Source organism: Nodosilinea sp. AN01ver1 (assembly GCF_050565655.1).
In the GTDB taxonomy this organism is placed as follows: domain Bacteria; phylum Cyanobacteriota; class Cyanobacteriia; order Phormidesmidales; family Phormidesmidaceae; genus Nodosilinea.
This window is the reverse complement of record NZ_JBNXVS010000002.1, coordinates 82,207-100,388: the sequence shown is the minus strand read 5'-3', so window position 1 is coordinate 100,388 and position 18,182 is coordinate 82,207. Positions and strand designations below refer to the sequence as shown.

Sequence of the window (18,182 nt, the reverse complement as noted above, 5' to 3'; positions counted from 1 at the left end):
AAGCCGTCATAATCTCAATGGCAAACGTTGATAGATCGCTAGACAGTGGCGGTGAAGCGTTCTCGGCCGGGTTCCCAGAGGCGAAACCCGCCTACAAAGGCGTTGCTGTTGTGGCCGGGGCGGCAGCCTGTGGGTAGTTCTTTTAGCACCTTGATCTGACCACCGCCAATTACGACGTCATCGAGCTGTAGCGCTGTCGTCAGCTGCCCCACACAGGTTTCTACGTACTCTCGCCACTTCTTCTTGCCCAGCCGCTCCAGAGCCCGCTTGCCCAGGTAGTGCTCGTAGGTGCCCTTCTTGTAGGGCAGATGAGCCAGCTCCAGGGGCACCACTACCCCCTCGACCACCATGGCTGACCCCAGCCCGGTGCCCAGGCCTAAAAAGAGCATGGTACCACTCTCGTAGCTGCCCAGGGCCTGCATGGCCGCATCGTTGATAATGCGTACCGGGCAGCCAAAGGACGCTTCCCAACCAAACCCAATCCAGCCGGGAGCCAGGTTGTGGGGTTCTTTAGTAATTACCCCCTTCTGCACCAGTCCGGGATAGCCGATCGCCACAACGTCGTACGCCCAGTCACCCGCCAGTTCCTTGACTCCGGCTACCATAGCCTCTGGCGTCATGGTAGGGCCAGAGGGAAACTTACGGGCTTCAGTTTGACCCGTCGCTAAAATCTTGACGTTGCTACCGCCAACATCGACCACCAGTACGTTCATGGTCAACCCTTGAATGTCTACAAGTGCAATAGACTAGCGCCCGAGGCCAGTGCTGAGCATCCACTGAATTCTAGGGGTTGAAGCTTCAGCGCCCTGGTTTTGCCAGAATGACTTTAGAAAGTAGGGCAGAGCGAGGTGCTCAGGTCACTGAAAGTTGACAATGCGAGCAAAGCTGTCGGGGTCAAGACTGGCCCCTCCTACCAGGGCACCGTCGATCTCAGGCTGAGCCATCAGCTCATCGACATTGCTGGGTTTGACCGAGCCGCCATACTGAATCGTGACATCGGGATTTTTGAGCAGCTTGCGAATGCCGCCAATGACCTGGTTGGCATCGGTAGACTCGCAGGTGTCGCCAGTGCCGATCGCCCAAATGGGTTCGTAGGCAATAATCAGATTGTTCTGGTCAATATCCACCAGGCCCTTTTCAATCTGAGTGGCAATCACCGACTCAGTCTCGCCCGCATCGCGCTGCTCTTTGGTTTCGCCCACGCACAAAATTGGAGTAAGGCCGCACTTCTGAGCGGCCTGCAGGCGCATGTTCACCGTTTCGTCGGTGTCGGCAAAGTACTGGCGGCGCTCGCTGTGGCCCACAATTACGTAGCGCACCCCCAGCTCTCGCAGCATATCCCCCGAGATCTCGCCGGTAAAGGCACCTTCGGGCATCCAGTGAATATTTTGGGCACCGACTTTAATTCTGGCTCCGTGCAGGCTCTTAGATAGGGCTCCCAGGGCTGTAAATGGCGCACACAGCACAATTTCACGCCCGTCGGGGGTATCGGTCAGTTGCCCCAAAAAATGACGCAAAAAATCCAGGGTCTCGCCCTGGGTCTTGTACATCTTCCAGTTGCCGGCAATAACAATTTTTCGCACGATGTTTTGAGGTTAGAGGCTAGGTATACAGATTTGCATCGTACTAAGAAAAGAACCCCCGAATCAAATATTGCAGCGTGCAACGTTGGATTCGGGGGCAGGATGGGGATGGGGAGGATGAGGGGATGGAGAAGATGAGGGGTTAGAAAGATCGCCTCACCTTCCTCACCCTCCTCACCTTCCTCACCTCCTCATCTCGCTAGCGCAGCGCTGCCGCCTCGCGTGCCGCCGCCGCCTCATCGGGGTGAATATTGAGGCGGGTCAGGTTAATACGACCGCGACCGTCAATTTCACGCACCTTGACGATCACTTCGTCGCCGACGTTGACCTCGTCCTCAACCTTGGCCACCCGGTAGTCGGCTAGCTGCGAGATGTGAATCATGCCTTCCTGGCCGGGCATAAACTCGACAAAGGCCCCAATCGGGATGACGCGGGTTACCTTGCCCACGAACACGTCGCCTGCGGCGGGCTTGAAGACAATGGCCTCGATCAGGGCTTTGGCCTGCAGAGCCTTTTCGCCTTCAATAGAGGACACGGTGACGGTACCGTCGTCGTTGATGTCGACTTTGGCTCCTGTCTGCTCGGTAATCCCTTTGATCTTCTTGCCGCCGGGGCCAATCACCATACCGATTAGCTCAGGGTCAATCTTAAAGCTGATCAGACGGGGGGCGTAGGGCGATAGCTCCGTCCTGGGGGTATCGATGGTGGCCAGCATTTTCTCTAGAATGTGCAGGCGGGCGGGCTTGGCCTGATTGATGGCGTCGCCAATCACCTTCAGGGGCAGGCCGGTAATTTTCATATCCATCTGCAGGGCGGTAATGCCGCTGTCGGTGCCGGCAACTTTGAAGTCCATATCGCCCAAGAAGTCTTCAATGCCTTGGATATCGGTGAGAATGCGCACTTCGTCGCCTTCTTTAATCAATCCCATTGCGGCCCCGCTGACCGGCTTGGTAATGGGCACCCCGGCATCCATCAGCGATAGGGTAGAGCCACACACCGACCCCATTGACGTAGAGCCGTTAGACGACAGCACCTCCGACACAACGCGAATCACGTAAGGAAACTCTTCTTTGGGCGGCAGCACCGGCACCAGCGCCCGCTCGGCTAGGGCACCGTGGCCAATTTCACGGCGACCGGGCGATCGCATGGGCCGAGTTTCGCCCACCGAGTAGGGGGGAAAATTGTAGTGGTGCAGGTAGCGCTTCTCTTCATCGGGATGCAGGTCATCCATCATCTGGGCATCGCCGGGGGTGCCCAGGGTAGTCACCGACATCACCTGGGTCAGCCCGCGCCGAAATAGTCCGGTACCGTGCACTCGCTTGGGCAACAGCCCCACCTGACACGAAATGGGGCGCACCTCGTCGAGCTGACGGCCATCGACCCGCACCTTCTCGTCGAGAATCTGCTGCCGCATCAGCTTTTTGGTGACTGACTTGTAGGTGTTGCCTAAAGCCTTGCCATTCTCGGCTACCGCTACCTTGACCGGGTTGTCGTCTTCCAGGGCTTCAATGGCGGCGGCTAGCTCATCCTTAATGGCGTCTAGCTTTTCGTCGCGCTCGGGTTTGGTGAGGCTAAACTGCTTCAGCACCTCTTTGATGGCGGCGGCAGTTTTTTCTTCGATGAAGGTCGACAGGGTGGGGTCGGTTTCGGGTTCTGGCTCGGTGACAATCTCAATGCCCAGGTCTTTGATCAGCTCTAGCTGGGCTTTGATTAGGTCTTGCACGACCTCATAGCCAAAGTCGATGGCTTCAATGACGTCGGCCTCGGGCAGCTGGTTGGCCCCGGCTTCTACCATAATCACGCCGTCGGGGGATCCCGCCACCACCAGGTCTAAATCGCCGGTTTCAACTTCTCGATAGGTGGGGTTGATCACAAAGTCGTCGCCCACCAGGCCCACGCGCACCGCTGCCATCGGGCCGTAGAAGGGAATTTTAGCCAGCAGCACCGCGATCGAAGCGCCGGTTGCGGCCAGCACATCGGGGGGCACCTGTTCATCCATGGCCAAAGTGGTGGCGACGATTTGAATGTCATCGCGCAGCCACTGTGGAAACAGGGGCCGCATGGGGCGGTCAATCAGGCGAGAGATCAGGGTGGCGCGCTCGGGGGGGCGACCCTCTCGACGCAAAAATCCGCCGGGGATGCGTCCGGCGGCGTAGAGGCGCTCTTCATAATCAACCAGCAGGGGCAAAAAGTCGATGCCTTGGCGTCCTGCTGAGCGGGTTGCCGTTACCAAAACGGCTGTTTCTCCCGACTGTACGAGCACTGCGCCCCCCGCTTGAGGAGCCAACAGTCCACCCCTTAGGTGAATATCGCGACCACCAAAGGATATTGTTTTTTCAAATTCTTGCATGTACGACTACGTCCTTTCTCTCTTACCATTCTTTTTGGTTTCTTTCGCCTGATCCTAGCACCGATAACGGCAATGGCTGATGGCAAGGGGCGTCAGAGGCAAAATTAGGCAAAAGACTTAAGATTTTAGGGCCGAAACTGCCTGCGTCTGGGTTATTTTGGATGCAAATTCAGAGCGCAATTTTGAATGCAAACGATTCGCCCTAGGAGGCTACGGTTATCGCTGTACTGGTGACTGGGGTAGCAGGATTTATCGGCTCGTTTGTGGCTCGGCGGCTGTTGGATAGCGGCCAGCAGGTCTATGGCATTGACAACCTCAACGACTACTACGATGTAGGCCTCAAGCGCGATCGCCTGGCTCGGCTCACCCCCCACGAGAGCTTTACCTTTGAGCAGCTCGACCTGTTCGATCGCGACGGCATGCTGGCGCTGTTTCGCCACCATCGCTTTCAGTATGTCGTCCACCTGGCAGCCCAGGCAGGGGTGCGCTACTCTCTTGAAAATCCGTTTGCCTACGCCGACAGCAATCTCTCCGGCTTTCTCAACCTGCTAGAGGGCTGCCGTCTGATGGAGGTCGAGCACCTGGTGTTTGCCTCATCTAGCTCGGTGTATGGGGCTAACCGCAAAGTGCCGTTTGCAGTGGATGATCGAGTCGATCATCCGGTGTCGCTATACGCCGCCACTAAAAAAGCCAACGAGCTAATGGCCCATGCTTACAGCAACCTGTACCAAATTCCGACGACAGGGCTGCGGTTTTTTACCGTGTATGGCCCCTGGGGGCGGCCCGATATGGCCTACTTTAAGTTTGTCGAGTCTATTCTGCGCGATCGCCCCATTCAGGTGTTCAACCAGGGCCAAATGAAGCGCGACTTTACTTATGTAGATGACGTAGTTGAAGGGGTGGTGCGCGTGATGGCGCACATCCCCAAAGTGGGGGCTCAAAGCAGCAGCGATAGCCAGGCCCCTTACAAAATCTACAACATTGGCAACCACCAGCCGGTGGAGCTGCTGCGCTTCATTCAGATCATTGAATCGGCTTTGGGTAAAACAGCCCAGACGGTGATGTGCCCAATGCAGCCGGGAGATGTACCCGCCACCTATGCTGACGTCAGCGACCTGATGGCCGACGTTGGCTTTGCGCCCAGCACCCCGCTGGAGATGGGCATTGGGCGGTTTGTAGCCTGGTATCGAGAATACTACGGGGTTTAGTAAGCCAGGGTTTCCAGGGTTTCGCGCAGGTAGCGGCGCACGAGCTGATCGAGCGGAGCGGCTTCTGCCTCAGCGCTGGGGAGTTCGCCCTTCCAGCTCTTAAAGCCAGAGCTACTGGCGATCGCGCACTTCAGGCTGTACCAAATCCGGGCGTGGTCAGAAAGCGGTGTGGAGCTTGCAGAGCGAATTACGGCCATAGCTGCCTCTAAAAAAAGTCTAGATAAACGTTAAACCCTAGGGTCGTATCAACGTTCGGGGTGGTCAATCAACCGGCGAGCCAGCAAAAACCCCGACTGATTAAACAACCACTAATACAACATAGCGCAACCGTTCCGCTGCGATTGTGACAAAAACCACAGTCTAAAGAATTGAGGAATTTCTATGGATGCCGCGACGTTCCCCGGCTAAACTCAGGGGTAGGCATCGGCGCGGCAGGCCAAGACTCTGGGTGCCTCGCTAGGTCTAGGGATGAAGATACCTCTTCTGAGTCGTCAACCTCAGGATGACGCAGGGCTGAGCCGTTGTGATCGAGATGATTGAGCGCCGCGTAATCGTCTGTTTCTTCGTCATCTGTCCTATCTCCAGCATCTTCTTCCAAAGGTTCTACCACAGCTGCTTGGTGATGACTGACTGCCGGGGTTGCGTAAATCGGGTGAGCAGCTGGCAAATCATCCTGCTGTGATAGCTCTTCGGAAGGTTCGACTGTGAGTTCGGGATCAGTGACATCCTCTGAGGTCGTCTCTGGTGTCACGGGGGCGATTCGCAAGGCGATCTGTTCCGGAATCGCTGGCGCATCCGCAGCGTGATCTGCCACAGGAACGTCTAAGCCTGAAGATTCTGAAGCCGTGACCTGGGGATCTAAGTCTTGATGCTCTGGGCGTAAATTTTTCTCGTCAGCCTTAGTGTTCTGCTCGGCTTGATCGGCTTCGATATCCCGCTCGGCTTGAGGAATTAAATCCTGGGGAGCCAGGTTGGGTAAGAGCTTATTGACTGGCAGGCCCAGCCAGCTAAAGTTGGCAGCTATAGCCTCAATGGGGTAGGACGAAACCGCTGCCATGCGGCGGTCTGGAGTGGCTAACACCTGGAGCACAGCGACGGGCACCTGCAAAAACAAATTGGCCAAGCAGAAGCTCACCAGGGCGATCGCAAGCCCCCCCAGTCTTCCCCAGTCGTCAAAAGGGGTGATGTCGCGGGCTAAAAACGCCAGGGGGTAAAGCTTTACCAGCAGCCACACCAGAGGCACAGGCACCAGCAGCGCTCCTAACCGCACTCGCCACCGACGAAACTGGCTCAGCAGGCGGCGCTGGTCGTCACTGAGAGCGGCGGGGCGCAGGGCTATCCCCGGCAGGCTAAAGATGTAAAAGGGGCGATACAGCTGCATAATCAGCACCGGCAGCACCCCTAGCCCACCAATGACACCCAATTCCAGCCCTGGCAGGGTGGGGTTTCCCACCGCCAGACCCAGCAGGCACAGGTCGATCCAAAGGGGGACAGTAGCTAGGCCAGCTAAATGTACCCACAGGTATGGATCGTAGCGCCAGGGTGCCATTGCTTACTCCGTTGTTATGTACACAGTTGTCGGGTTGCCTAGGCCATAGCCAGGGTGCGACGCTTGGTAACCAGACGGTAGGCGTCGATAATGTCGCCTTCCTTCCAGTCGCTGAAGTTGTCGATGCCGATGCCGCACTCGAATCCGGCCGCTACATCTTTGGCGTCTTCCTTCATCCGCTTGAGCGAGTCGAGTTTGCCAGTGTAGACTACCTCGCCGCCGCGTACTACCCGCAGGTTGCAGTTGCGGGTCACCTTGCCCGAGAGCACATAGCAGCCAGCTACTGCTCCCTTGCGCACGGGGAATACCGCCCGCACTTCCACCTGACCCAGAGGTTCTTCGACCATTTCGGGCTCTAGCAGACCCTCCATGGCTCCCTGGATATCGTCGAGCAGGTTGTAGATCACTTCGTAGTCGCGCACATCGACGCCCTGGCGATCGGCGGATTGCCGTGCTCCAGGTGCCAGCGTGGTGTTGAACCCGATGATGACCGCACCACTGGCCGCGGCCAGGTCGACGTCGGTTTCGCTGATTTCGCCGGGGGCGGCCAGCAGTACCCGAATTTGCACTTCGTTCTGGGGCAGCTGCTGAAGCGCCGCCAGAATGGCTTCGATCGACCCCTGCACGTCGGCCTTGAGCAGCAGGTTGAGATCCTTGAGATCGCCCTCCTGCACCTGAGCCGAAATCGTGTTGAGGGTGACGCGGCGGGAGGCCATAGCCTGCTGTAGGCGAGACTGGCGCTGCTCAAGCATGCGCTTGTCGGCCACCGCCCGAGCGGTTTTCTCGTCGGCGTAGACCTCAAACTCGTCACCAGCCGCGGGCACGTCGTTAAGGCCCAGTACCTCCACAGCAAAGGAAGGACCAGCAACCTTCACCCGCTGTAGGCGATCGTCGAGCATGGCCTTGACCTTGCCCAGGACAGGACCGGCCACCAGAGAGTCGCCCACCCGCAGGGTGCCATTTTGAATCAGCAGAGTGGCTACAGGGCCACGAGCCTTGTCGAGGTTGGCCTCAATGACGGTACCGCGGGCAGGGCGATCGGGGTTGGCCTGGAGATCTTCAACCTCGGCCACCAGCACGATCATTTCCAGCAGGCTGTCGAGGTTGTCGCCAGCCAGGGCGCTAACCGGCACCATAATGGTGTCGCCGCCCCACTCCTCGGGTACCAGCCCGTGCTCCATCAGCTCTTGCTTAACGCGATCGGGGTTGGCCGTTTCTTTGTCGACCTTGTTGATGGCGACAATCAGCGGTACTTCAGCTGCCTTGGCGTGGCTGATGGCCTCGATGGTTTGGGGACGGACGCCGTCGTCGGCTGCCACCACCAAAATGGCGATGTCTGTAACCCGTGTACCCCGTGCCCGCATGGCGGTGAAGGCCTCGTGACCAGGGGTATCTAGGAAGACGATTTGATGGGATGTGCCCGCGTGGTCGATGTCGACGTGGTAAGCACCGATGTGCTGAGTGATGCCACCGGCCTCTCCCTGGGCCACCTTGGTTTTGCGGATGGAGTCGAGCAGGGTGGTTTTACCGTGGTCAACGTGACCCATGATGGTCACGACGGGCGGACGACGCTGGAGGCTTTCAAGGTCGGCTTCGTCGATCATCTCAGTGACCTTCTTAGCCTCGGACTCAACCTGACTGGTTTCGACCATGACCTCAAACTCTTCGGCCACCATTTTGGCGGTCTCTATGTCGAGGGTTTGGTTGATGTTGGCGGCAATGCCCTTAAAGAAGAGCGATTTAATCAGCTCGGTTTCGGGCACCAGAATCTGCTCGGCCAGCTCATGTACCGTTAGCCCTTCAGAGAGAATGATGAATTCAGGCCGTTCCTGGGTAGGTTGAGCTTCACGGCGACCGCGCCGAGAGCGTCCGCCACTGCTGCTGTCGCGGTGCTGGGGCTTGTGGCTCTTTACGGTTGGCGACGATGGCTTGGCTCCACCTGCGCTCTTGGGCTTGGGCGGACGAGCGAGCGAAATGCTCAGGTTTTGAGCATCGGTGACTTGGTCGTCGTCACCCTCTAGCTCATCAACCAGCACATCGAGATCTTCTTCGTCTTCACCGAGTACGCCTTGGCCACGACGCTTGGTTTTGCCAGCTTTGCTGGCTTTCTCCCGCATCTTTTGGTCGTCATCCTCGTCTTCGCGCTCTTCGCGCTTGTGGCGAGGTGGCGAGGGGCGGCGAGGCTGTGACTCATCGAGACCGCCAACCCCAATTACAGAGATAGAATCACTGCCAGCGGCGGGCTCGGTACGGGCCGTCTCGGCTCTGGCCGTTTCGGCATCGGCGTTGGGCCGCCGCAGTTTGGGTTTGGGCTTGAGCCGAGGAACGTCTTCGTCGGCGTCAATTTCGCGAATGGGAATGGTGGGGCGTGCTGCCCCCTCTGTCGGGCGATCGGGGGGAGCCGCGCTGCGATCGCGGCGAATGACGGGGCGCGGGGGGCGCACCGCTTCAGGAGCCTCTGCCGGGCGCTCGTCAACCTCAGGCCGCGATCGCGACACAGGGCTAACCAGCTCTGGCTTGGGTTTCACGGGAGGAACTGTTGGTCGCTCAACCTCAGTGCTGGCCTCAACGGGGGGGGCGGCAGGGGCCGCAGGGGCGACCGGGCGACTGGGCGACACCGGCGGTTTAGGCTGGCTCTCAGGCTGGCTGCTGCAAGGAGCAACCCCAGGCCGACTCGGCGGCTTGGAGAGGTTGTCGGAGCTGGGCCGCGCGGGCTTATCCTGGGCTACAGGGGCGGGAGCACTGGGGGCAGACGGGGCTGTGGCTTCAGTATCAGCCTTGGGGGTAACCCGGTGCCGACGAATTTCTAAAATTTGCTGTTTGCGCTCAGGACGAGCACCGTTTTTGATCGGTGCTGCCGGGCGAGGCCGATCGGGCCGATTGGGGCCGCTGCTCGTGCGCGCCTGGCGCGCCGCCGAGCGAATTTGATCGGCTTCTGACTCAGCGATGGTGCTGCTGTGACTCTTCACGGCAATATCGAGGCGACTTGCGATCGCCAAGATGTCTTTGTTATCCAAATTCAATTCCTTCGACAACTCGTAAATTCTCACTTTGCCGTTCATCCACAACTCCCTACGCTAGTCAAGCTTGTTACATAATCCAACCTGCTTCGTCCAACAAAACGACATCAAACCATTCTGACGGATACGTTAGCCCTAGCATGGCATTGTAAACCAAGGCTAGGTGGACATGGGACCCTAAGCAAGTTTACTGACGCCGAGAGGGGTCAGTCAGATACCCATACTATGAGTGTAATCAGTTGCTTCCCCAATGAACAGAATCTCAGAGGGATCGTCCCCAGGAACAATTCAGTTGCAAAAATTTTTGGTTAAGCCTCCTGTTCCCATCATAGGTTCTGTTGAGAGCCAATGGGTTAAGGGTCAGCTCATCCCTGCTCTGGGGTCTGCGATCGCTGTCTCCAGGCGCTGCCAGAGGGTTTGATATAGATCCTCTGGCACGTTGGTCTTGAGCGCCCGCCCCAAGCGCCCTTTCTTTTGGGCCTGGCGTAAGCAGTCGGCCTGGGGGCACAGATAGGCTGAGCGTCCCATGCCAGCATCTAGCTGCACGGTGCGGTCTGGGTAGACCCGCACCAGTCGCCAAAAATCGGTCTTGGGGCCGACTCGTCGACAGCTTATGCAGCGTCGATAGTTGGGTTGCATCAGTAGCCTGCTCCAGAGCGCTATTCTTCCTCGGCTACCGATTCTGGTGATTTGTCATCTGTCTCCTCAAGCTCGTCAGGTGCTTCGGCTACTGCTTCAGCTGCATTCATGTCTTCATCTGGATTAGCTAGATCAGCGGCTGTGGCCGTGGGCTCTAGCGAGTGGGCTGCGGGGTCAGCTGAAACTTCTGCTAAATCTGAATCTTCGCCATCGGCAGTGGCCTCGTCGACGTCTAGCCCAGCTGCGCGGGCCTGTGCGGCTGCCCGTTCGGCTTCGGCGGCGGCTCTCCAGGCGGCTGCCTCAGCTTCCTCGGCGGCTAGTTCGGCGGCTTCGGCGGCGGCGGCTTCTTTAGCCGCAATCAGATCGGCAATCTTGCGGTCTTCTTCTTCATAATTGTACTTGCCGGAGTCTTTGATGTCGATTTTCCATCCGGTCAGGCGGGCGGCCAGACGAACGTTTTGCCCCTCCTTGCCGATCGCCAAACTGAGCTGATCTTCAGGCACCAGCACGTGGGCCTGCCGGTCATCGGGGTTGACCAACCGCACCTCATCGACGCGGGCGGGGCTGAGGGCGTTCGAGATGTAGGTGGCTGGGTCGGGCGACCAGCGAATGACGTCGATTTTTTCGCCGCGCAGCTCGTTGACTACCACCTGAATGCGCGATCCCCGTGCTCCAATGCAGGCCCCTACCGGATCCACATCGCGCTCTAGGGTATCGACAGCGATCTTGGTGCGGGGGCCGACGGAGCGAGACGGTGGATTAGCCTCGCGAGCCACGGCTACGATGCGAACGATCTCGTCCTCGATTTCGGGCACTTCGTTGGTGAATAGCTCGACCACCAGGGCTGCGTCGGCCCGCGATACCAGCAGCTGGGGCCCGCGGTGGGAGCCTTCAGAAACTTTCTTGAGCGCTACGCGGAAGGTGGCGTTGGCCCGATAGTTGTCGTTGGGCAACTGGTCGCGCTTGAGCAACTCGGCCTCGACCTCGGGCTGGCCCACACCGCTGCTGACGGCCATAATCACCGACTGGCGCTCAAACCGCAGCACCCGCGCTGAGAGAATGCTGCCTTCAAGGTCTTGAAACTCTTCTTGAACGAGCTTGCGCTGCTGATCGCGCAGTTTTTGAGCCAGCACCTGCTTGGTCTGAATGGCGGCCATGCGGCCAAAGTCGCGCTGGTCGGGGGTAACGTCGAGCACCACGGTGTCGCCCGCCTGGGCTTCGGGGGCCACTTCGCGCACCTCAGACAGGGCAATTTCGTGGTCTTGGCTGGTGACTTCGTCGACGATGGTTTTAGTGGCCAGTACCCGAAAGCCCTGGTCGTCGTAGTCGTCGACGTCTAGCTCGATGTCAAAGTTGTCGAAGTACTCTTCGTCGAAGTGGGTGTCGATTTCGCGGGTGCGGCGGTAGCGCTCGTATCCTTTGAGCAGGGCCTCTCGCAGGGCGTTCTCAACCGCGTGCTTGGGCAGATTGCGCTCGCGGCTAATGACATCGATCATTTCCTGCAAATTTGGCAGATTGACTAGCGACATAACCTACTTACCTTTAGGCAACAAAACTGGGGGCAATACAATAAAACCGAATCAATCTCAAAAACCGAGCGCGGCGGCGCGGGTAGAACGTCTAGTCAGGGCTCTCTAATCAGGACTTTGATCGCTCAACTCCACCCGGCTCACCAGGTGGCGAGGTAGGGCCGTGGATTTTCCTTTTTGGCTGAGCACCACTGCGTCGTCGTCGCGGCGAACCAGCTGACCGACCCACATCTGTTTGCCCTTGTGGGCCTCGCTCAGGGCAACTTCGACCATAAACCCCTTAAACACAACAAAGTCGCGATCGGTTTCGAGGGCCGCAGATACCCCAGGGCTTGACACCTCCAGCACGTAGGCGTCAGGAATGATGTCGCTGGTGTCGAGTACGGCCTCTAGGGCCTGGCTCATTTTTTCGCAGTCGTCGAGACCGGTGTCTTCGTTCTCTAAACTGCGCACGTCAATGCGCAGTACCGGGGGAGACTGGTTGGTGTGAAAAACTGCTTCAACCACTTCTAGCCCTAGCTCTTCGGCAACGGGGGCCGCCAGCTCGAGCACCTGGGGAATAAGGGGATGTACCATCTAACCGATGAAAGAATGCCAATAAAAAAGTGGGCCTCGACCCACCTCCCAAAACATTGCTGCTAAAGGAGCCCAAACCCGGAGGGCTTGAGCATCATCATTTTAGCGGATTGTGGCGGTAATGGGCAGGCGGGCTAGCGATCGGCTTGAAATGTACTCTCTGAACTACTCACACTGCTCACCGTTGCCGGTAAACGCCAGGGGATAGTCTGGGCGGAGCGGATACCCCGCTGGCCCTGCTCTAAAGCCGTAGCCGCGCACAATTTGGTAGGTTTGCAGGGGTTGGCCAAAGCGCTGGACTTCGAGGGTTTTTGGCTGGTCTACGCGATCGAACATGGTCAGGTGAGTGGGGCAGATGGGGTGCCAGGTTTCGCCCACCAGCACGGCATCGCGGCCGTCTAAGGCAGCGGCATCGTACCAAAAGTCGAACTGATCAAGCCGCCCCGAGATGGCCAGTACGCTGGGGTTGTTGAGCTGGTAGGCCAGGGCCGAGGCCGAGCGGTAGTCGGTCGTCAGCAGGAGAGGATCCTCCAGGGTTTGGGCTTGGGCCGTGACCTCCTGGGCTATCTGGGGCCAGCCAAAGAGCGCCGCGCCATCGGGATCGACGGCACCCAAAAAGGTGCTGAAGGGAATCACGGTGTAGTAGCCAACCAGGGCGGTGGCGGCAAATAGCCCCAAACCCTGAGCGATCGCGAGCTGACCCGTCCGAACCAGCTTTGCTCCCTGGCGGTAAAACCGATCGCTCAGCAGCGGCAGCAGCAGCGGGTAGGCCAAAATGTTCCAGTAAAACAAAGCCACCGAAACGGTCGATAGAGCTGTAAAGGCGGCGGTGGAAAGGCCAAAAATCCACAGCGCCAGGGCTGGGTAGCAGGAGGTGCGCGTGAGGTTGGTTTGACCCTGTTTTCTCAGCAGGTGACCGATGCTCCAGCTCTGGATAGGGCCGAGGATGAGGCCGCACAGGGCCAGAAAGACCACGGGCTGGAGCAGGTTGAGGCTGAGGCCGCCGCCCGCGGTGCGATCGCGGTAAAAGCGAAACGAAAAAAAATCGTGCTGAATATTCCAAATCAAAATGGGCGAGAGCACCAGCAACAGCAGCCCCAGGGCCAGGTAGAGGCGGCGATCGCGCAGCAGCTGTCGCCGGTTTTTGTCGGTCACAAGCAGGGCGAAAAAGCCCAGCCCCACGAAGAGCGCGTTGTACTTGCACAGCCCAGCCAGCCCCAGAAATAGCGCGGCACCGTATAGGTCTCGGCTGCCCCCACCGGGATTTTCGATCGCCTCATCCACGTAGCGCACCAACAAAAAACTGCTGATTACCGCAAAGGTAACCAGCCAGTGGTCGTGCCAGGCCAGACCCAGGTACCAAAAAAACAGCGGCGACGACAGGCCCAGCAGCACGACCAGCCAAAAGCGATCCCTCGCCTGCTCGCCGTAGAGATAGCGGCAAATGCGGTAGAACGAAATCCCTAAAATGCCGCTGCTGATCAGGTTGGGCAGCCGCAGCACCAGAGCCGATCGTCCAAAAACGGAAAATAGCCCCTGCACCCAGGCGTGAAAGGGCGGGTGGTCGTAGTAGGAAAAGCCTGGACGCTGCCCCCAGAGCCAGTAGTAGGCTTCGTCGGGGTTGGGAAAAGCCGTCAGCCAAAAGCCGATGCGCAGGGCCAAAAACCCCAGCACAAACCAGCGTCCCCAGCGCCAAACTGGAGACTGAAAGAGAACCCAACGTTTACTCATCGGGTGATTCTAAGGCGCTGGTGTCGATGTCGTCTAGCTCTGGAATGTCGCCAATATCGAGCGTGCTGGGGGGCTCAGCGGATTCCTCGAATTGGGCATCAAAGGGCAGAATGACCGTGGGCAGGCCCGCCCCCTGCAACCCCTGTAAGATATGGCCCGGTGTTTCAGGAAACACTACAAATAGTGGGTGACTCTTGTCGGTGCCATCGCTGAGCAGGTGCTCGTATTTTTGGGGCAGCAGCCACTCGTAGCCGCGATCGATCAAGATTTGCGTGTGCCGCCAGCGCATCAGCAAATCCGAAAAATCTTCCTGGGGGCGGTGAATATAGACAAAAATCTCGACCCCCGTTTTAATTTTCCACTCGGGGTCGCACATCAGCAGGGCAACGTCGCAGGGCAGCGTCACCACAGAGCCTGAAGCGATGCTCTCGCTGTGGGGGTTGAGGTGCACCCCGTCACGCACCCGCACGTTGGGCAGGGGCAACGTGATCAAGCTTTCCTCGGGCCGCCGCATGCTGGGTACGGCTTCCAGGTAGGGGCGATGGCGCTTGAGCAGTTCTAATGCGCCCTCGTGGTCGGTACAGACCGAGAGCAGCGTTTCGTACTGGTTGGGTTTAATCGCCATGCTGTCCACCGAAAGTACGGGTCAAGGTCAGTATTCCCTGCATTGTAACGGGAGCTGAGAACCGCAGTCTTGCCCCTAAATTTAGGTGTAGGCTAGGCCTTAAGAAAACGCCTGTAGCGATGGTTAAACCCAGCGATCAGCCTATCTATCAGCTCAAAATCACTCTGAGGGGTGCACGTCCGCCGATATGGCGACGGGTGCAGGTACCCAGCGATATTACCCTGGCGAAGCTGCACAAAATCATTCAGCTAGCGATGGGCTGGTACAACTGTCACCTGCATGAGTTTGAGGTGCAAGGTCAAACCTACGGTCAGCCAATGCCAGAGTACGATCTGGACGTGCTCAACGAGCAGCGCATTCGCCTCAACCAGTTTGTGACTGGGGAAAAGTTTAAGTTTTCCTACCTATACGACATGGGCGATGGCTGGGATCATGAGGTTCTGGTGGAAAAAATTTTTGCCCCTGACCCAGATACGCGCTATCCGGTCTGTATCAAAGGTAAACGGGCTTGCCCTCCCGAAGACTGCGGTGGCGTTTGGGGCTATGCCGATCTGCTAGACATTCTTCGCGATCCCAACCATTCGGAGCATGAGGCAATGCTGGAGTGGGTTGGTGGTCCGTTTGACTCAGAGGCGTTTGATCTGGAAGAAGCCAACCGACAGCTTAAGCGAATACGCTAACAACGCGGCATAGGCTGGGCTAGCTGAGGTCTGGCCGTATTATCTGGCATCTAGCGGGCCTCGCGTAACGCCGAGCTTGCTCTGCACCTGCAGACTGCGCCAGAGCGTTTGCCCGCTGATATCGCCAGCTAATAGCTGGCGGTACTGAGCGATCGCCCGCTGCACCTGCTCTGGGCTTTCATTCAAAAACTCCAGCCGCAAGTGCTTTGCCCCCGCCTGCATCAGCCGCTGGGCGTACTCGGCTCCGGTTTGGGCGACGCCGTTAAAGACCGTGTTGCGGCAGCCCGCATCGGCCACGAGAATGTGCTCGGTGCCAACGCGATCGCGCAGCTTGACCTCCTTACTCTCGCAGGGGCGACCGCAGTCGCGAAAGTCTTTGCCGTTTGACAAAAAGGCGCAGAAGACGCAGTGCTCCATGTGAAACATGGGCATGTGCTGGTGCAGGGTGATCTCGAACCACGCTGGCGGGGCCGAGCGCAGTAGATCGACCAGCTGCTCGGCGTTGAGGTCGTAAGAGGCGGTGACGCGCTCTAGCCCGCAGCGCTCCAGCAGGTAATTTGCGGTCAGGACATTGGCCACGTTGAGGGAAAAATCGCCTACGCAGCGCTGGTCGGCAAAGTAGGTCAGGTGGTCGTAGTTGCGCACCAGGTAACCGTCGGCGTTAGATCGCCGCACCTGCTCCAGAATGTAGTTCTCCAGCGGTTTGGTAATGCGCGGCGGTGCAACCCAGATAGTTTGAGAATTCTGAGGACGATTGGCTCGGAACCAGTCCACCGCATCTTTATACGTCGCTGGATTCTCAAATTCGCAGTAAATGGTCTCGATCTCTGCCTGGGTAGCGGCGACCAGCTGGGGGCGGGTGCGGACGAGGGTGGAGAGGCGAGGGTGCGAGGGTGCGTGGGTGCGTGGGTGCGTGGGTGGGGAGGCGTCATACGCCTTTGGGCTGAGCAAGAGGTCGGACAGGGAGGCATTGGCGTTGAGGTGCCAGGGGCGGGGGCGCGATCGCTCCTCTTCCAGTCGTTCTACCAGTTCCCGCCGCAGTCGGTTTAGCTCGCTGACGGGGATCATGACATTCCCCTCCAGGTGGTTACTTAGGGAGCCGAGGTGAAAGGGGGTGTTGCCGAGGCGGCCTAGCTGTTGCGCTAGGCGATCGCCCGTCAGCGGTTTTGAGTGAGCTTCTACTAGCGGCATGGCAGAGGTGGCCTGGGCGATGTGACCCTGACCGTCGCGGGCGATCGCCGTCATTGGCTGGTCTATAGATCCATGTACCTCAATCATGATGGGCCGTGTGAACCGGGGCTGATCGCCGCTGTAGGTTTGCTGGATCTCCTTATCCAGGGCTGGGTCGCTGGTTTTCCAGATTTTGTCGCCGGGGTGAATGCGGCGCAGGTTGAGGGTATCGCGGCCAAACTGTAGCCGGGTTTCTTTGCCAACGGCATCTACCTGGTAAATGCGGCCCCCCTGCTCTTTCTCGGCGGGGTGACCGTCGTCGAACACCACGCCATCGCCCGCTTTGATCGGGGCCTGGGCTTTGAGAAAAACGGCATCTTCTTTAACGCGAGTTACCTCGCCCAGATACACCCCCCGCTTTTTGCCAAAGCGGGCGTGGACGAGAGCCTGGTTGTCGATGCCTTCAAACCAGCCGGTGTAGAGGCCGCGGGAGAAGGCCATTTCGAGCTGGTAGCGGTCGGTGGAGGAGTGGGAGAGTGGATGGGTAGACGGGTGGGTGGGTGAATTAGATCTCCCCGTAGCGTGGGTCAGCGCCGAACCCTTATCCTCAACCGCCAACCGATTTCCAGACCCACGTTCCCCAGCCCTTGCCGCCATCCGATCCAGCGCCTGCCGATACACCCGCGTTACGTTTGCCACATATTCCGGGGCTTTTAGCCGTCCCTCGATCTTCAAGCAGCTCACCCCGGTTTGGATGAGGTCGGGCAGCACGTCGAGACCGGAGAGGTCTTGGGGGCTAAGCAGGTAGGCGCGATCGCCCAGATCCACCTGTTCCCCGTCAGCAATTAGGTCGTAGGGCATGCGGCAGGCCTGGGCACACTCGCCCCGGTTGGCGGATCTGCCCCCTAGCGACTCGCTGGTCAGGCACTGGCCCGAGTAGGCTACGCACAGCGCTCCGTGGACGAAGACTTCGAGCGGCAGGGTAATGTTGCGATCGCTCAGCTGGGCCTGAATTTTGCTGATGTCTTTAATCGAGCACTCTCGCGCCAGCACCACCAGCTGGCAGCCTAGGTGCTTGGCAAACTCTACTCCGGCGGCGCTGGTCACCGTCATCTGCGTCGAGCCGTGAATAGGAAAATCGGGCGACAGATGGCGAATTAGCCGACAAATGCCAATATCCTGCACAATAACGGCGTCTACCCCAGCCGTAATCATGGTTTTGAGGTACTGCTCGGCCTCGGCTAGCTCAGTGGGGAATACCAGCGTGTTGAGCGTGACGTAGCCTTTCACCCCCCGCCTGTGCAAAAACGCCATCAGAGCGGGCAGGTCGGCCTCGGTAAAGTTTTCGGCTCGCATGCGGGCATTGAAGCGATCGAGGCCAAAGTAAATGGCATCGGCCCCGTTTTCTACCGCTGCTTTGGCGCAGTCCCAGTTGCCGGCTGGGGCCAGCAGCTCAGGCAACGAAGGCGCAGCCGCAGCGGCGTCGGTGCTTTTGGCGTGGTCTAGGGTTGCCATAGAACGT

14 protein-coding genes are annotated in these 18,182 nt (G+C 58.6%); 2 read left to right on the top strand and 12 right to left on the bottom strand.

Annotated elements, in window-relative coordinates; genetic code table 11:
- Positions 1–38: 38 nt before the first annotated feature.
- From ACQ4N7_RS02955 to ACQ4N7_RS02945, 3 genes are all read right to left on the bottom strand, one after another.
- Positions 39–713, bottom strand: a complete 675-nt coding sequence (locus ACQ4N7_RS02955) for an ROK family protein (RefSeq protein WP_430710137.1) — start codon at positions 711–713, stop codon at positions 39–41.
- Between the two features lie 144 nt (positions 714–857).
- On the bottom strand, positions 858–1,583 hold the full coding sequence (gene tpiA / locus ACQ4N7_RS02950; protein WP_430710136.1) for a triose-phosphate isomerase: 726 nt from the start codon (positions 1,581–1,583) through the stop codon (positions 858–860).
- Between the two features lie 199 nt (positions 1,584–1,782).
- A complete protein-coding gene (locus tag ACQ4N7_RS02945; protein WP_430710135.1) occupies positions 1,783–3,933 on the bottom strand; it encodes a polyribonucleotide nucleotidyltransferase in 2,151 nt (716 codons plus the stop codon).
- 218 nt (positions 3,934–4,151) lie between these two features.
- Between ACQ4N7_RS02945 and ACQ4N7_RS02940 the strand changes: the two genes are divergently transcribed.
- Positions 4,152–5,141 carry an NAD-dependent epimerase gene (locus ACQ4N7_RS02940; protein WP_430710336.1) on the top strand — a complete coding sequence of 330 codons (990 nt, stop codon included), beginning with the start codon at positions 4,152–4,154 and terminating at the stop codon, positions 5,139–5,141.
- Here the strand turns inward: ACQ4N7_RS02940 and ACQ4N7_RS02935 are convergent.
- From ACQ4N7_RS02935 to ACQ4N7_RS02900, 8 genes are all read right to left on the bottom strand, one after another.
- Entirely contained in the window at positions 5,138–5,338 is a 201-nt protein-coding gene (locus ACQ4N7_RS02935; RefSeq protein WP_106868287.1) for a hypothetical protein, read from the bottom strand. The genes ACQ4N7_RS02940 and ACQ4N7_RS02935 overlap by 4 nt on opposite strands.
- Positions 5,339–5,520: 182 nt before the next feature.
- On the bottom strand, positions 5,521–6,690 hold the full coding sequence (locus tag ACQ4N7_RS02930; protein ID WP_430710134.1) for a low-complexity tail membrane protein: 1,170 nt from the start codon (positions 6,688–6,690) through the stop codon (positions 5,521–5,523).
- A 38-nt stretch (positions 6,691–6,728) separates the two neighbouring features.
- Complete coding sequence (infB, locus tag ACQ4N7_RS02925; protein WP_430710133.1) at positions 6,729–9,752, bottom strand: translation initiation factor IF-2; 3,024 nt, start codon at positions 9,750–9,752, stop codon at positions 6,729–6,731.
- Between the two features lie 318 nt (positions 9,753–10,070).
- Complete coding sequence (locus ACQ4N7_RS02920; RefSeq protein ID WP_430710132.1) at positions 10,071–10,349, bottom strand: YlxR family protein; 279 nt, start codon at positions 10,347–10,349, stop codon at positions 10,071–10,073.
- Between the two features lie 20 nt (positions 10,350–10,369).
- Positions 10,370–11,878, bottom strand: a complete 1,509-nt coding sequence (gene nusA, locus ACQ4N7_RS02915) for a transcription termination factor NusA (protein ID WP_430710131.1) — start codon at positions 11,876–11,878, stop codon at positions 10,370–10,372.
- 105 nt (positions 11,879–11,983) lie between these two features.
- Entirely contained in the window at positions 11,984–12,454 is a 471-nt protein-coding gene (gene rimP, locus ACQ4N7_RS02910) for a ribosome maturation factor RimP (RefSeq protein ID WP_430710130.1), read from the bottom strand.
- Between the two features lie 165 nt (positions 12,455–12,619).
- On the bottom strand, positions 12,620–14,185 hold the full coding sequence (locus ACQ4N7_RS02905) for an ArnT family glycosyltransferase (protein WP_430710129.1): 1,566 nt from the start codon (positions 14,183–14,185) through the stop codon (positions 12,620–12,622).
- Entirely contained in the window at positions 14,178–14,810 is a 633-nt protein-coding gene (locus ACQ4N7_RS02900) for a hypothetical protein (RefSeq protein WP_430710128.1), read from the bottom strand. Before ACQ4N7_RS02900 ends, ACQ4N7_RS02905 begins: the two co-directional genes overlap by 8 nt.
- Before the next feature lie 119 nt (positions 14,811–14,929).
- Between ACQ4N7_RS02900 and ACQ4N7_RS02895 the strand changes: the two genes are divergently transcribed.
- On the top strand, positions 14,930–15,490 hold the full coding sequence (locus tag ACQ4N7_RS02895; protein WP_430710127.1) for a plasmid pRiA4b ORF-3 family protein: 561 nt from the start codon (positions 14,930–14,932) through the stop codon (positions 15,488–15,490).
- A gap of 39 nt (positions 15,491–15,529) precedes the next feature.
- On the opposite strand, the gene ACQ4N7_RS02890 is transcribed toward ACQ4N7_RS02895, so the two are convergent.
- On the bottom strand, positions 15,530–18,175 hold the full coding sequence (locus tag ACQ4N7_RS02890) for a DUF3656 domain-containing U32 family peptidase (RefSeq protein WP_430710126.1): 2,646 nt from the start codon (positions 18,173–18,175) through the stop codon (positions 15,530–15,532).
- Between the last annotated feature and the right edge of the window lie 7 nt (positions 18,176–18,182).

Bases quoted from the DNA above. Each gene is read 5' to 3' on its own strand.
- ACQ4N7_RS02955 (WP_430710137.1), bottom strand. From the start codon at position 713: ATGAACGTACTGGTGGTCGATGTTGGCGGTAGCAACGTCAAGATTTTA.
- ACQ4N7_RS02945 (WP_430710135.1), bottom strand. From the start codon at position 3,933: ATGCAAGAATTTGAAAAAACAATATCCTTTGGTGGTCGCGATATTCAC.
- ACQ4N7_RS02935 (WP_106868287.1), bottom strand. From the start codon at position 5,338: ATGGCCGTAATTCGCTCTGCAAGCTCCACACCGCTTTCTGACCACGCC.
- ACQ4N7_RS02930 (WP_430710134.1), bottom strand. From the start codon at position 6,690: ATGGCACCCTGGCGCTACGATCCATACCTGTGGGTACATTTAGCTGGC.
- infB (WP_430710133.1), bottom strand. From the start codon at position 9,752: ATGAACGGCAAAGTGAGAATTTACGAGTTGTCGAAGGAATTGAATTTG.
- ACQ4N7_RS02920 (WP_430710132.1), bottom strand. From the start codon at position 10,349: ATGCAACCCAACTATCGACGCTGCATAAGCTGTCGACGAGTCGGCCCC.
- nusA (WP_430710131.1), bottom strand. From the start codon at position 11,878: ATGTCGCTAGTCAATCTGCCAAATTTGCAGGAAATGATCGATGTCATT.
- rimP (WP_430710130.1), bottom strand. From the start codon at position 12,454: ATGGTACATCCCCTTATTCCCCAGGTGCTCGAGCTGGCGGCCCCCGTT.
- ACQ4N7_RS02905 (WP_430710129.1), bottom strand. From the start codon at position 14,185: ATGAGTAAACGTTGGGTTCTCTTTCAGTCTCCAGTTTGGCGCTGGGGA.
- ACQ4N7_RS02900 (WP_430710128.1), bottom strand. From the start codon at position 14,810: ATGGCGATTAAACCCAACCAGTACGAAACGCTGCTCTCGGTCTGTACC.
- ACQ4N7_RS02895 (WP_430710127.1), top strand. From the start codon at position 14,930: ATGGTTAAACCCAGCGATCAGCCTATCTATCAGCTCAAAATCACTCTG.
- ACQ4N7_RS02890 (WP_430710126.1), bottom strand. From the start codon at position 18,175: ATGGCAACCCTAGACCACGCCAAAAGCACCGACGCCGCTGCGGCTGCG.